This is a genomic window from Paenibacillus sp. sgz302114, assembly GCF_056120345.1.
Genome location: NZ_JBVYOI010000004.1, coordinates 329393 through 343901, shown reverse-complemented (window position 1 = coordinate 343901; position 14509 = coordinate 329393). Strand labels below are relative to the sequence as shown.

General features: G+C 48.7%; 11 protein-coding genes. 3 read left to right on the top strand and 8 right to left on the bottom strand.

From position 1 onward, the window contains the following. Positions 1-82: 82 nt before the first annotated feature. From AC0LWF_RS13680 to AC0LWF_RS13665, 4 genes are all read right to left on the bottom strand, one after another. Positions 83-1705, bottom strand: a complete 1623-nt coding sequence (locus tag AC0LWF_RS13680; RefSeq protein ID WP_474652078.1) for an RNA polymerase sigma factor — start codon at positions 1703-1705, stop codon at positions 83-85. Positions 1706-2070: 365 nt separating this feature from the next. Beyond that, positions 2071-2367, bottom strand: a complete 297-nt coding sequence (locus tag AC0LWF_RS13675) for an alpha/beta hydrolase (protein ID WP_474652077.1) — start codon at positions 2365-2367, stop codon at positions 2071-2073. Between the two features lie 428 nt (positions 2368-2795). Continuing rightward, positions 2796-3551: an alpha/beta fold hydrolase gene (locus AC0LWF_RS13670; RefSeq protein WP_474652076.1), complete on the bottom strand. Its 756-nt coding sequence runs from the start codon at positions 3549-3551 to the stop codon at positions 2796-2798. Between the two features lie 45 nt (positions 3552-3596). Further along, on the bottom strand, positions 3597-3947 hold the full coding sequence (locus AC0LWF_RS13665; RefSeq protein WP_474652075.1) for a VOC family protein: 351 nt from the start codon (positions 3945-3947) through the stop codon (positions 3597-3599). Positions 3948-4173: 226 nt separating this feature from the next. Between AC0LWF_RS13665 and AC0LWF_RS13660 the strand changes: the two genes are divergently transcribed. Together AC0LWF_RS13660 and AC0LWF_RS13655 are read left to right on the top strand one after the other, a co-directional pair. Next, on the top strand, positions 4174-5142 hold the full coding sequence (locus AC0LWF_RS13660) for a Gfo/Idh/MocA family protein (RefSeq protein ID WP_474652074.1): 969 nt from the start codon (positions 4174-4176) through the stop codon (positions 5140-5142). 24 nt (positions 5143-5166) lie between these two features. Further along, on the top strand, positions 5167-5937 hold the full coding sequence (locus tag AC0LWF_RS13655; protein ID WP_474652073.1) for a TIM barrel protein: 771 nt from the start codon (positions 5167-5169) through the stop codon (positions 5935-5937). 68 nt (positions 5938-6005) lie between these two features. Here AC0LWF_RS13655 and AC0LWF_RS13650 read toward each other — a convergent pair whose 3' ends face one another. Together AC0LWF_RS13650 and AC0LWF_RS13645 are read right to left on the bottom strand one after the other, a co-directional pair. Further along, positions 6006-6992: a hypothetical protein gene (locus AC0LWF_RS13650; RefSeq protein WP_474652072.1), complete on the bottom strand. Its 987-nt coding sequence runs from the start codon at positions 6990-6992 to the stop codon at positions 6006-6008. A gap of 390 nt (positions 6993-7382) precedes the next feature. Continuing rightward, positions 7383-10226: an alpha-L-rhamnosidase gene (locus AC0LWF_RS13645; RefSeq protein ID WP_474652071.1), complete on the bottom strand. Its 2844-nt coding sequence runs from the start codon at positions 10224-10226 to the stop codon at positions 7383-7385. Positions 10227-10573: 347 nt separating this feature from the next. On the opposite strand from AC0LWF_RS13645, the gene AC0LWF_RS13640 reads away from it, so the two are divergent. Further along, a complete protein-coding gene (locus AC0LWF_RS13640) occupies positions 10574-12163 on the top strand; it encodes a phytoene desaturase family protein (protein ID WP_474652070.1) in 1590 nt (529 codons plus the stop codon). Between the two features lie 100 nt (positions 12164-12263). On the opposite strand, the gene AC0LWF_RS13635 is transcribed toward AC0LWF_RS13640, so the two are convergent. Both AC0LWF_RS13635 and AC0LWF_RS13630 read right to left on the bottom strand, forming a co-directional pair. Then, complete coding sequence (locus tag AC0LWF_RS13635; RefSeq protein ID WP_474652069.1) at positions 12264-12800, bottom strand: DUF6688 domain-containing protein; 537 nt, start codon at positions 12798-12800, stop codon at positions 12264-12266. Positions 12801-12991: 191 nt separating this feature from the next. Continuing rightward, positions 12992-14356, bottom strand: a complete 1365-nt coding sequence (locus AC0LWF_RS13630; RefSeq protein WP_474652068.1) for an immunoglobulin-like domain-containing protein — start codon at positions 14354-14356, stop codon at positions 12992-12994. Between the last annotated feature and the right edge of the window lie 153 nt (positions 14357-14509).

Below are 14509 nucleotides of genomic sequence, written 5' to 3'. Positions count from 1 at the left end.
GTCGGATTAGAGGCGCTGTTTAGCCTCTGCCTAGATAGATGCAAGATGTGTGAAATATCTTACATCCTTAACAGAAACTTTTTTAGATATGGCAATCTAGACGATCAGACGCCTCGATTAGAGCATCAGCCGCTTCCAGCTCGGCGGCCAAAGCTTGTTCCAACAGGCGGACTGTACGTTCCGCAGGCCCGGGGGCCGTGGTATTGCCGCCGCCGTAAGGAAGAGGGAACATCTTGGAGATCTGGGACCATGATTCCCAAATCCGTTCATATAGCCTGCTGGCATGCGTTAAGGCGGGAAGCACCGAAGAATTTCGGCTTTTCAATGCGGTAGCATGAGTATTTAAGAAGCGAATGGCATGCGCACGCGCCTCCGACACAACCGCAGACTGATAGGCGATGTTCAGCGGACTGTTTGTCTGCCGGCTTTTCATCGTTTCTATCAAGAATCTATAGGCTTCCTTCCCGCAAAGGTACAGGTCCGTCATATGAGTCGAAGCTTCACCCTGGATATGACGAGCGCCTTCTCGCAATACCGAGCTAAGCAAAGCAACACTATCTTCTGGTTGATGACGGCTGAGCGGAACGGCAAAGAACCATTCCGAGTCGTCATATGCTCGGCCGAGCTTGGTATAAGGGATTTTTCTACTGCTGGACGAGGTATCCATCACGCTCCAACTACTTGCCGAATCGTTAAATCCGGTGATCAACCCGAATTCCGGGCTGGATAAGTTCCATCCGATCGGCGAGATCCCTTTTTCCAGACTTTCAAAAATTGCATCAAAGGATGACAGAAGATCATCGGTCCGCTCCAGAAAACGCCCTGCTCCACCAAAGGCGTTCATCTTGTACCCTAAACGTTGGAAACCTAAAATGGCGGCAGGCGCCCAATCGAATCCGTAGGGTCCGCTGAGCCCGAGGTCTGACGAAACCTGGAATCGGAAGGCTAGTCCCGTCGCACCCATAACATCTGACAGCATAAAAGGATGTCTTCCCATCGAAGTAAGGGCAATCAGCATACTAGATGCCAACGTGTGGTATGCTGCTGCGTATCCGTAATACCTAACGCGATCAAGAAAGATGGTTGGAGGTCTATTATTCTTTCTTCTCATACTCAGATAGCTTTGAATCTCATCAGAGTATCTGGCATCGAGCATTTTCGAGCGGGCTCGTGACAATGCGGTATAGATGGCTCCGTTTTTAATACCGAGCTCTGTTGCGACTTCACCGACAGACATACCGGCAATCCATTGCATCTGAACGATGGTCCGTTCCCGTTCGCCTAATGTACATAGCAGCCGCTCTACTTGCTCCACTGCCAGTTTCTGCATAGTCAGCAGCTGCGGATCGTCTTTACTGATATCCCAAGTGTTATTAACATGATCGTCATCCGGCTGAGCCGTTCCCGACAATATTTCCCGTTGCTGCCGCAATCCCCGAACAGAAGCAAGAGCTTGATTCCGAACGATTGTCCGAAGCCAAGGCAGGAATTTGTCTGGATCCTGCAGACGGTCAATGCGTTTCAATACAGAAAGGAGGGCCTCCTGAACGATGTCCTCTGCGTTAGTCTGATTGTTCACCACTTGTTTGGCCCAGCCCATCATCTTGCTTCTATGCCGGCGTACAAGTTCCGAGAATGCTTCCTTATCCCCTGTCCGAGCGCGCTCTACGAGCGAGTAATGAACGAAATTTTCATGTTCCGTCATGCTTGTCCCCTATCAATAAAGGATTATTATCGGTTCTGTAAAGGAAATGATCTTCTTATTTCCATTTTCTAACGTATAATATGCTCCGTCAATAGTCACGGATCCATTGGATTTGGAGTATCCACCCTATAATACAACCATCCAAATAATAGTAAGAGAATGCAACAAGCTATTATTATTAAAATAACGATTGCTTTACTTTTTAATTGATTCTTCATTTATTACCTCCTCTGCCAAAGTACGTCCAAGAACCTATAATCCTCTACGTATCTTTGATAGTTCTTAGTAATGAAAAAGCAACCGATCACTTCTACGGTTGCTTTTTTGTGTTTTCAATATTGATTGCCGAGCCTGGCGGCGGATGGTTATCGTCCAAATGCCCACGACACCATCAGCGGGAACTCATCTCGCCACATCGCATCGTCGTGCGACGCGACCCGCTCTTTCATCACAACGTACGCACCTGCATCGCGCAGCGCATCCGCCCATCGAATCGCGTTCTCGAGGAAGAACGGCTCAAGTGTGCCGGCTACGAGGTAGGTGCGCGGTAGCGGGGTTGGCATCACGGCAGGTGGTCGATAGCCCCCGCCTGGCGACGCGGAGAATACCGTACCGTAGATCTTCCGGATGCCGAAGCCCCATGGCGAGTGAGAGCTCTCCACTCGCCGACACGCCGCACACCGCGGTGCGTTCGGCGGGCAGCGAGACGCTGAAGCGCGATCGCACCCACCGGCGGACGTCATCGACGAAGAACCTCTCGTGTGCTTTGAACCGTTCCTGGTCGAACGGCGGTGAGTACTCATGATGCGCACCATCTCGTCCGCATCTGACGTCCGGTGGACACCGATGATCATCGTTGGCGGTACGTCGGCAGCCTCAAGGCATCCGCCCCACTGCGAGATCAGCTGACCATCACCGGCGAACACGACTGCCCGGGGTGGATTCGGAGGGACGTACACCGTAACCTGCCGACCACCATCATAATCGAGTGTCCCTGTGACCAGTTCTCCAGCGATCTTCATATCTCACATCTCCTGAGTTCATAATGAAACTTATCCCGTAGCTCAATGAGGGACTTTATTGGATCGCGTCAGTTGTCGTGCTTCAATATAAAATCCACGATCGGCTGGGGATCCGGCAGTCCGTGCGGATGGTGCCCGCCCCCTTCCTTGCCGAACACGGTGATGATATCGCTCTTTCCGAGTTTTTCGTAGAAGTCTGCCAGTAGTTTGCCGTTTTCCTCATAGGGGACGATGGTGTCGCTGTCGCCGTAGATCAGCACCACTGGAATGTTGTGCTCGGCAAGCGTGCCCATCTTGTCCATGGGATGGCCGCGGAAGCTCAGCATCTCCGAAGCGGTCAGGCCGAGCGCGTCCAGAACTTCCTTTACAATCTCCTCACTTCTAGTGGGCTTGTTGTAGCCGAGCGGAGCGCTCAATAGATTCATGGCCGGCGCGTCAAGGTAAAGCACCGACACGTAGTCAGGGTACAGGTGGGCGAAATTTACCGAGGTCACACCGCCCGCGCTCATCCCGATTGTCACGAACCTCCGGGACAAACCATATGCCTCAGCCAGGAAATCCACAAAATCCCGGCGCATGTGCTGATCATCATCGGTTCCCCACCGGTTGCTGTTCTTTATATATGAAAGATGGTAGCCTTGCTCGAGAAGAGAGATCGCTGTGTTGGGAAAGGCGCCGAAATACTCCATATACATGACCATTTTGCCACCATCGGACTTGTCTGAACGCTTCTCAGGCTGAATAAGGATGCACTCGCGGCCCTTAAACGTGAAATCCAGCCGGGTCAGGCCCTCCCATTCGGATGTTTTAACCTCTGCAGCCATTTGAACCGTCCTTTCTGTCAGGTTTTTTTTTTTAGCGTTTTGTAGTTATTTGTATTGGATCAGTCCAAACCGAATAAACTGCGGATCGAACAAGTAGGCAAGATAAAAATCGCCGAAATCCATTTTATCCATATCAAGCTTTGCACCATTTTCCAAAGCTTTTGAAATCGTCTCTTCGATGGAATCCACTTGAATTGTGATTTGCACTCGCTGTGAAATATCCTTAGGAGCTCGTGTGATACCGCCATCAATACCCGGTAATTCACTTGATCCTGTCTTTACAGGCCAGTAATCCCAGTTGGGCTGCCCTATTCCCCAATCGAACACACTGGAATAAAACCTTGTTGCCCCATCCGGATCTTGAGAACCCAAATCAAACAAAACGACGCGGTTCATGCAATCACTCCTTTACACAACCTCTTACAATCGAACACTTCTCCATTATAGAACATATGTTCTATTTTGTAAATATTAACAGTCTAAGGTGCCCACACGATAACCTGCTCTCATTTTTTATACCAATGATGAAATATCTCAAATTTTAACGCATATCTATTGAATTAGAATAATTATAAGATTTGCTTTTTTTTATACTAATATATTGAATGGGAGTGAGCTTGCTATGTCCGTAAAGCTGGGTGTTATTGGTACCGGAGGAATCGCGAATCACCATTTGAAGAACCTCGCGAAGATGGACGGGGTCGAGATGACTGCATTTTTCGACGTTGACTCATCGCGTGCCGACAAAGCGGCTTCAGAATTCGCTGGAGCGAAAGCGTTTACTAACCTTGACAACATGCTGGAGGATCGCAAGCTTGACGGCGTATACGTCTGTGTTCCTCCAATGGCTCATGGAGATGCAGAGCTGAAGCTCGTAGAACGCGAAATTCCATTTCTCGTTGAGAAACCTCTTGGCATTAACAATGAAGTTCCTGCTCTCATCGCTGAGAAGGTGAAAGGCAAGAAATTAATCACATCTGTCGGATATCACTGGAGATATGAAGAAGCAACTGCTCAGACGAAAAAGCTTCTCGAAGGCGCTCAGCAAGGTATGGCACTTGGATACTGGATGGGCGGCATGCCGATGGTTCCGTGGTGGAGAGTCATGAACGGCTCCGGTGGTCAATTCGTAGAGCAAACGACACATATCGTTGATTTGCTCCGTTATTTGTGCGGTGAGGTCAAAGAAGTATATGCGGCCTATGCTCTTCAAATCATGAATAAGCAAGTTCCAGGCACTGACGTTCCAGATGTAGGTTCCGTAACGATGAAGCTTGCGAACGGTACCATTGCAACGATTTCCAACACATGTGCAATTCCTGTCGGCTCCCATGTCGGACTCGACTTGTATACGAACCGCGGCGTGCTCGAAATCAGAGGCGGAACGCTTCGCGAGATCACTCCAGAAGGCATCAACACGTACAGCGGCAGCACGAACCCTTACAACACCGAAGACGAAGCTTTCATTTATGCGCTGCGTACTGGCGACAGTTCTAAAATCCTTTCGAATTACGATGATGCGCTTCTCACACACGCTGTGACGATTGCTGCGAACGAATCTGCTCTATCGGGCAAGCCAGTCACTTTATAATTTTAGCAAAGGCGGTCAGCTACAATGAAATTTTCACTCTGTATCGGCGCTTACTCCGGTAAAGACGAAATCTATCATCTGGAGAAAATCAAAGAACACGGCCTTCAAGGCCTTGAGTATTATGCTTGGTGGGATCTGCCCGACATTCGCCGTACGGCGAAGGAGCAGGAGCGCATCGGCGTTGGCATCAACGCAACCTGCACGAAGTTTATCAGCCTCGTGAATGAATCGCTTCGCGGAGCTTATATCGAAGGCGTACGTCAATCGATCGAAGCTTGTAAAATCCTTAACATTCGTTCGATGATTTCCCAAACGGGAAACGTTCTCGACGGCATCCCGCGTTACATTCAACGTGCGAACATGATCGAGACGCTGAAGCACTGTGCACCGCTGCTTGAAGAAGCAGGCGTCGTTCTCGAGATAGAACCGCTGAACGGTTTAGTTGACCATGCCGGACATTTTTCGCAGCGTTCTGACGAGTCCGTCTACATCGTTGACCAAGTCGGCAGCCCGAATGTGAAGCTCGTATTCGATGTGTACCACCAGCAGATTACGGAAGGTAACGTCACTCGTAATGCTGTGAATTACATCGATCGGATCAACCACTTCCATATCGCTGACAACCCCGGCCGCAAGCAGCCAGGTACTGGCGAGCTCAACTATGTGCACATCATTAATGCTATTCATAGAACCGGATTCGACGGTTTTGTCGGTCTCGAGTGCGGCTATACCGTTGACACGGACATTGCGATCGAAGAATTCAAGCGTGACATCGTAACACCTGCACTAGGTTAATAGTTGGAACGATAAAAGCGGCGTGAGTGACACTTGTTCCTTCCCCGCTTTTATCGTTTCGACACTATTCATTTCTTTTGTGATTGTATGAGCACTTCAGCTATTTTCTGACAATCTTCTGATAATGGGGAATGGGACTCTTTGAATACGTTAGCGAACTCATTAAAGTATTTGACATAGTCTAGCTTCCCATCATGAAAGTAAGTTTGGTAGATGGTTTTAAATTCTTTGTTAGACAATGCAACGAAATAGATAACGGCTTCACTCAAACTGGGGGGATTCATGCCGCCCTTTTCTTCATAAGATTGCAGCGGATTGACAATTGTGGGATCGGATAAGTCTATATCTTCAACCTTTTCATTCGTTATATCCATGCTGAAATGATTGATTACATAGCTCATCGTTTGTTCTGTATGTTCGTTAAGCCCCGATGCTATCCAATTATTGTTCATATACTCATTAATTTCTGTAATATTCGAATCTACATCGTTTTCTGCGGCGCTCCTGCGTTTACTTCCTTTATCCAAGCTCTCAGATATGGATTCTAACGCTATTCTTTCTGATAATAAAACAAGTGAATTAATAACTTGTGCTTTATAAGCATATATGGAATCTGGATACTCAATCCCCATTGTACTTAGAGGAACACTAGCTTCTACAATTTTGCGATCACTAAGAATTTGAAGGATGTCAGTAAATTTGCTCGCGGGGTCTTTTTGTTTACTATTCCTAGCCGCCGTCGATATGATTTTTTGAAACTCCTCCACACTACGATGATTAAAAGGTATTAACAGTTCTTTGATTGTTTTAGAAGTCACGATACCGTCCTTGACATGCCAAATGCCATCTTGATAGCTATAAGACCAATATACACCGTCCGGAGCTTTCATTAAAAGTAGAATGACATCCTCACCTTGCCGTACGAAATCTTTTGATTCAACGCCAGAGTTTGAACCATGTTGCAATAATGTGATCCTATCTGAGGTTAGGGGCTCGCCATACAACACTTCACTTACTTTAACTGTTGCGGGAGTAACATCATAGTCTGTATTCACTTTCGTATTCTTTATCCCCGAATCTCGTTTGCGAGTTTCTTGTAGATCTATAATCGTTCCTCTAATGACAAGATCAACATATTTCATTTCCTGTTCAAAAAATAAGGGTTCTGATCCGACATCATAGTGGATTCGTAGTCAGCAGTATGATTGGTTTCATTCACTCGCTTTCCACATGCAGGCAGTAAGATAAGTAACATGGATAATGCGAATAAAATAACTCTATTCATATTGACTACCCTCCCCATTTTAGAATAAAAAAGCAATCACTATTCCATTCTGCACCTCTGGTGTAAATTCCTGTAATCAGGCGCTGGTTTGATCAATGTATGAATATTTCATATAAAATAAACAGAGGCAGCCAATCAGTTGATTGGCTGCCTCCACGCATTAATCGGCTATTGCTATTATCGTGCTCAATCGTGCCTCCAATAAATGGATTGCTTCCGACGGTATGTTTAGAAAGGATATTTTCGAAAGCTCTCGTAAAGAATGCGAGCCTATATTTCGAAGCATGTCTTGCGGCAGTTTTTCTAAGTGAGGTATGGTTTCGGACAGTGCTTTCTTCGCTTCACCGATTTGCATCAGTTCGATCAAAGAAGAATCCAAGGAACAGAATTTGATATATTCGACTTCTGGCAAATAGTCGAATACCCAGGTCCCGCTTCTCAATTGGGCTGTAACTGCATTCGCCTCTTGTTCGGCTGTGATCGCCTCCTTATTAAGAGGCGTGCCATTCACGAGTACATGCTCAAGCTTGGCATCAGGAAGCACGATCGTAGCCGTTGCATCGAAAGGGATGACGAAACGGAAGCTCAAGCTCCCTGTATCGTTTATTTTCCAGTTGCTTTCAAACCTTCCCGCCGCAGAGTCGACAGATGCAGACACGTACTTCAATCGGAAGTCCGGCTGCGGGGCCAGACGGACGTGCTTGAAGCCAGGTTTCTCCTCAACCGGGTTGATCCCTGCCACATTCCTGTACATCCACTCCGCAATTGAACCGTATGCGTAGTGGTTTAAGGAGTTCATGTCTGTACCGCTGATTGTACCGTCAGGAAGTACCGAATTCCAACGCTCCCAAATCGTGGTTGCCCCCATTGTGACAGCGTACAACCAGCTCGGATAATTTCTGTTCAACAAAAGGGTATAGGCAATATCGGAATTTCCGGATTTCGACAGCGCTCTGCACAAGTAAGGCGTCCCAACGAAACCTGTTTTTAAATGGTTGTGATCTTTCTTTATCCGTGCGCGCAAATCGTTTGCTATTCGAGGCAGATCCTTCTCTGGAGCCAGATCCATATACAAAGCGACAACCAAAGCGGTCTGTGTATCCAATGCCATACGGCCAGTTGGGGTGAAATATTCAGCTTGTATGGCTGCCTTCACTTCAGTAGACAGCGCTTCAAACGTGCTAGCAATATCCACCTTTCCAAGCACTTTGGCAGCCTTGGCAACTAGCATCGAAGAATAGCAATAGTAGGCGGAGGAGATGAAAGCCGTTTCGGTCCCTCCAATCGGCGAACTCGGATCTGGTCCATCTAACGCGAGCCAATCTCCGAAATGGAAGCCTTCCGTCCAGAGCCTCCTCGCTCCTGATTCGTCGTCAATCCTTTTGATATAGTCTACCCAAGCTTTCATACTATCGAACTGCTGCTCCAGAATGGCTGAGTCCCCGCTATGAAGGTAAATTGTCCATGGAATAACAGTTGCGGCATCCCCCCATGCACTTGAACCGCCTTCATGCAAGGTTGCGTCTGGCACGACAAAAGGCACCTTGCCACCAGCAGCATCTTGCTCCCGCCAGAGATCATAGCTGTATTTGGAGAAGAAGGCATACGTATCCATATTAAAAGATGCTGTTCCCGCGAACACTTGCGCATCTCCGGTCCAGCCCATCCGCTCATCCCGTTGCGGACAATCAGTCGGCACATCCAGGAAATTACCTTTCTGTCCCCATAGCGCGTTGAGGAACAGCTTATTCACTAACGGGTCGCTTGTCTCTATGCTGCCTATTTGGTCCATCTCAGAGTGGAGCACACATCCGGTAAAGTCAGACGGATCAAGCTCCCCTGACCAGCCAGTGACTTTCACATAACGGAAGCCGTAAAACGTGAAGCGAGGTCTAACGAGACCGCCATCCCCGCTCGAGATATACCTGTATTCCGCTTTTGCAGATCGCAAATTATCTCGATAGAAATTGCCTTCTTGAAGGAGCTCGCCGAATTGAAGGACGATTTCCGCTCCCTCGGCTGCGCGGTCTTGAAACTCCAGCCAACCAACCATGTTCTGGCCCATATCCAATACCGTCTCGCCCGCTGGCGTGTTGATCACCTCAATAGGCTTCAACCTCTCATGGACAATAACTGGCAGGCTTCGCCTAGCTTGAAGCCGTTCGTATCCAATTTCTATCTTATCTACGCCATAAGAAATCGTATCGCAAAAGGTGGCATCGAAGACCTCACCATCATACAGGCTGCTCTCCATGATTGAGCTCTTCCTTGCTTTCCAAGAGTCGTCAGAGCGAACGATGGTCGATGTTCCATCCGCATATCTGATTAAAACCTCACAAAGTAATGCAAATCGATCACCGTATATCTCATCCTTGCCACCATTAAACCCGAAGCGTCCTTTGTACAATCCGTTTCCAAGCAGAACTTCAATCGTGTTTGTTCCTTGCTGGAGCATATCGGTAATGTCGTAGGTTTGATATTGGAGCCATTTGTCGTATGCATTGAAATATGGGGTTAAGTACTCGTCGCCTGCTTTCTTTCCATTCAACTCTAGTTCGTAAAGTCCAAGTCCACATATGTAAGCTCGTGCGCTATTTATTTCTTTGGCCAAGGTGAATTCCGTGCTCATTACAGGGTGAATATCCTTATCGAGCTTCGGTGTAATCCAGCCCGCTTCCCACTTTTGATCTAGCTTTGCAGTTTCGAACCACGCTGCTTCACTAATTGCTTGGTCTCCGTTATCTGCCCACACCGTTACTCGCCAAAAATACTTGGTTAGTGGTTCTAAGCGTAGAGGCAGCTCATAAGCGAGACTATTGATCTCTTCGCTTTTTCCGGTATCGAAGATTAATTGTTCGAAGCTATGATCAAGCGATACCTCGATTCGTGCAGCGATCTGTGTGAATGCGGCTGTTTCGATTACGACGTAGGAGAAGCGAGGCTTTCCTAGCTCGAACCCTAACGGATTTGTAATCCGGTTTGTCTTCAGCTTTGTAATCTTCATTGTAAGCACTCCTTTATCTATCATTTTACGGCTTCGTCAGTAATGCAGTTTACGAAGAATCGCAGGATGAATGGAGATAAAGTCAGAGTTGTATCGTAAGATACATTACGTATCTAATTATATAAGTTATGACATCGTATGTCATCTACTTTCAGTAGTCAGTGTCCTTGTGAGGAATACCTTGCTCGTGCTCTATATGATGTTCTTCGATCCGAGGAGGAACCGCTTCTTCGCAGTTGAATCGTATATTATTTTGGTATTTTGAGTCGTCGACAGCAAGTGCCATCCCTCGCAGCTATATTACGTTAAACTAGTTTTGGTTTATAGATGTGGAGGAGGTATTGACGTTGAACAAGTACGACGTAATCATAATTGGCTGCGGCCATAATGCGCTGATCGCGGCCGCTTATTTGACGCGAGCCGGGAGAAGCGTTCTTATGCTGGAGAAGAATGACCGCCCCGGCGGATTCCTGCGCACAGAAGAACTGACGCTTCCCGGCTTCAGGCATGACGTCTACGCTGCAGCACACCCGCTGTTCCTGACAGGCCCTGCATATGCGGACTTTAAGGATGAGCTCGAGTCGCGAGGGCTGCGTTACGTGAACACGGAACTGCCGACCGGCGTTTCTATGGAGAATGGCGAAACAGCCGTTTTAACACGCTCGAGCGAGGATTTGGCCGCTGAAGCTGAGCGTCTTGCCTCCGGAGACGGCGCTGTGTTAGGACGTATGTTTGAAGAATTCGCACCATATGCGGGGAACGTGTTCGATTTGTTTTCTCTAGACCTGTCAGGTTCGAAAGGTTCCCATATTATTCAGAATCTATTGTATGATCAACGAACTGGGGGCAAAAGCTACACGGCATTCGCCGCATCCCTCTTTTCCACCGCCCGTAATGTGGTTCGAGATTTCCGGTCTCCCGCCATGCGTTCGATGCTGGCATCGTGGGTCACTCATCTGGGACGGACTCCGGATGAAATCGGCAGCGGTATATGGGTGCCTCTTACGACGATGGCGCTTATGGGCGGCGGGATGCCTATACCCGAAGGAGGTAGTGAACAGCTTGCTCTGGCATTGACTCGGTTAGTGCAGGACCAAGGCGGTACGATCATAACGGGTACTAATGCTGAGCGGATTATCGTCAATAACGGCAAGGCTGTCGCCGTGCGTACAGCAGAAGGCGAGGAATACCACGCTAAACATGCTGTCATCGCCTCCACTGGTCCTGACCAGTTGTATCTATCGCTCCTGGCGGATGCGCCAGTCAGCTCCGGCATTCGCAGCCAAGCCAAACGATACCGCTATGGAAGAGGCTGTGTTCAGATCCATCTGGCACTGAAAGAAGCGCCGAAATGGCCAGATCCGAGGTTTGCTAGAGTGGGCCAGCCGCATCTGACCGATGGGCTCGACGGCTTCACCCTAGCCATTGCACAAGGGATGGCGGATCTTCTGCCGGCTAAACCGACTTTTACGGTCGATTGCCCGACCAACCTTGATCCGAGCCGAGCTCCAGTCGGCAAAGCGATCATGCGGGTCCAGGTACTTGAGGTTCCTTGCCGTCCCCGTGGTGATGCTGCTGATCAGATTGACGTCGGAGATGGAACGTGGACACAGGAACTAACCGAGCAATTCGCTGAGCGTGTTATCGCCATTGTAGGTAAGCACATTCCGAACATTCCGGATGCTATTATTGGCAAGTCCGTCGTCACGCCTGACACCATTGCCCGTTTCAACCCCAATTCCGGACCTGGTGATCCGTATGGCGGATCTCACGACTTCATGCAGAGCTACTTATTCAGACCGTTGCCTTCACAGCCAGGTCACCGGTCAGAAATCGCGAATCTATATATGCTTGGCGCTGCCACATGGCCAGGCCACGGCATCAATGGAGGGTCGGGCTACATCGTGGCGAAGCAACTTCTATCCCTCGATCGGTAACGTGTCCTGTACGCTCCAGTTAGCAGAACAGGCTGCCGGCTTATTGCTTCGGCAGCCTGTTCATTGTTGTTAACCCCAAATAAAGTGTCCATTATGGAGCTCAATTCCCCAACCTTCTGGCTTTCCAGAACGCTTGGGTCATAGACCTCCACAACCCTACATCAATCCGGTGTATGCTCGGCTTTTTTTTACCTAAACCGCTGTATTGGATTTGAATCCGGTCTTCTGGGCGGATGTCGACTGTATACAGCACGAGCAGAAAGAACCATTCCAGCGGCTTCATTGCCACATAGACCACATCCGCCATTATCTTGGTGCGAATCTGCCGGCTCAGTGGATAACCGTAGTTATCGTATATTCGGCGGATTTTCCGGTGACAGGCTGGCGAATACTGTTCCAGCGGATTCTCAAACGCGTTAGCGATCATCAGCTGGAGGTTCACTGTTATAGCCATGCCATGTCGGATTCCCGGCCGAATTGGCTTGACCAAGCGACGATGCCCTTGAGCGGCGACTGTGCACAAATAATGGCCGTCTCCCGGCACCAGCTCTGGAAGAGGTGCTGGCAACCTCGATAAGTGGAAGCCGCTCGTATCCAAAAACGCCCGCACGATGCCATCCGGCAGCTGCCCGAACAAGACAAGTACTTACTTAAAATTCATATCCCATTAAAGAGAAAAATGAAAACCAACATTTTCCTATTTAACGGTCATTAACGCGATCCACTACTAGATCTACCAAACGGAGATACGGGCATCAGGACTTGCTGCGCATATTGTATATACAAAAACCCTTCTTACGAAGGGTTCTGTGGGTTCTTATTATGGCTTTATTCCGCTAGGACCTCGAACGGCGCGGCAAGAACTGCGCTCTTCGTACCGGCGCCGAACGTTTTAACGATCCGGTATTGGCCAGGATCGAGGCTTAACCACTGCAGCGAAAATTTCTCCCCGGTCTCTTCATCCGGACCAAGCCCTCTCATTTCCGAAGTGAAGGCTTGACCACCGTTCAGCCACTTCCACTCTCCAAAATCCAATGTCTGCACCCCGAACCATGAACCATAACTCAGCGAAGTCGGCCCCCAATTCGTCAGCATGATCTTCACCGTGTCCGACGGCTTGTATGTTTTGCGATCCGCTTCCATTCTGGCATTGATCTCGTCCGCAGGGAAGGCGTATATGCTCATTTTCCCGTCCATGGTTTCTCCGGCTGCGTTTAACAATTCGAGCCGCAAGGCATAAATGGTGTTTCTGCGATCAGGGAATTTCACTTTCATGCCGTGTGGTTTACCGAATGTTTCGTCAGAAATTTCGCGAAGCGGCTTCAGCGATGGATACGGTTCGAGTTCCGTCACGCGGATCCGCGTTTTTATCCCATCTGGAAGCCTGTTGATACCGAATACGAGATTGCCCTCAGGCAACGCCTGTCCCCCTACTTGCGTATAGAGCCCGAAACTTTCTAGCAACTTCCCGTTGTATCGAGGAAAGCCTGTCTTCGCATACACCGTATCGTCCAACGCTTTTGCTTCTTTCTCGTCAACGAATAGAAGACCATTAGGCGGCCAATATAACTTGTCATTCGGACCGCCGACCTGCTGCACCGGTTCGGGCAAGCTCGGCTCGAAACGGCTCTGATCCTTCGCGATAGCCCCAGGATCGTAAATCTCGATATCGACCGCATCCGCTCCATACTTCCGAAAGATCGAATGTGCCATCTCCTCCGTAAAGTTCCCTTTTACCTTCACTTTTTGATGGATGATATCCACGGCCACGCTTTCCAACACGTGTTGCTTCTCATAGGTTTTCCCGATTTCGGCTTGAATGACCCTCAGCTTCTTGTAAGGATACCTCGCTTGCTTAATCACGACATGGGTGCCGAGCTTCGACTTCAAATCCCGAATGAAATATTGAGCCTTCTCTGTGCCGATATCGTCCAATAGAAACACGTACTGATTCGCTTCGTTATCGATGTACATCGTGCCGAAGTTTTCGAAGCTAGGTCCATGGTAGTCCGCCGAATGCGGAAAATGCTTCTTTAAAAGCTCATCGACGATGTGAATATCGGCTTGAACATCGAAACCGTCATTATGTAACTCCATGCTTGCAACACGATCCGACGCCGATCCGTGGACGGAAATTGCGGTAATTGCGGCAGCAACCGCGATCGCTGTACCATACAGCCATTTGTTATTCATTGAGTAAGTTTCCTCGTTCGTTTGAGATGACCTTATGGACGCGATCGGATCAAGAAAGTTGCACGGTATATTTTCCCAAACAAACAGCCCAAACTCATGATGAGCCGGGGCTGTTGCCTTGCTTATATGCCGAGCAGGTTCAAGCTGCTTAAG

Excerpts from the sequence above, each read along its gene's own strand:
- AC0LWF_RS13665 (WP_474652075.1), bottom strand. The coding sequence starts at position 3,947 with ATGAACCGCGTCGTTTTGTTTGATTTGGGTTCTCAAGATCCGGATGGG.
- AC0LWF_RS13630 (WP_474652068.1), bottom strand. The coding sequence starts at position 14,356 with ATGAATAACAAATGGCTGTATGGTACAGCGATCGCGGTTGCTGCCGCA.
- AC0LWF_RS13655 (WP_474652073.1), top strand. The coding sequence starts at position 5,167 with ATGAAATTTTCACTCTGTATCGGCGCTTACTCCGGTAAAGACGAAATC.
- AC0LWF_RS13660 (WP_474652074.1), top strand. The coding sequence starts at position 4,174 with ATGTCCGTAAAGCTGGGTGTTATTGGTACCGGAGGAATCGCGAATCAC.
- AC0LWF_RS13645 (WP_474652071.1), bottom strand. The coding sequence starts at position 10,226 with ATGAAGATTACAAAGCTGAAGACAAACCGGATTACAAATCCGTTAGGG.
- AC0LWF_RS13670 (WP_474652076.1), bottom strand. The coding sequence starts at position 3,551 with ATGGCTGCAGAGGTTAAAACATCCGAATGGGAGGGCCTGACCCGGCTG.
- AC0LWF_RS13680 (WP_474652078.1), bottom strand. The coding sequence starts at position 1,705 with ATGACGGAACATGAAAATTTCGTTCATTACTCGCTCGTAGAGCGCGCT.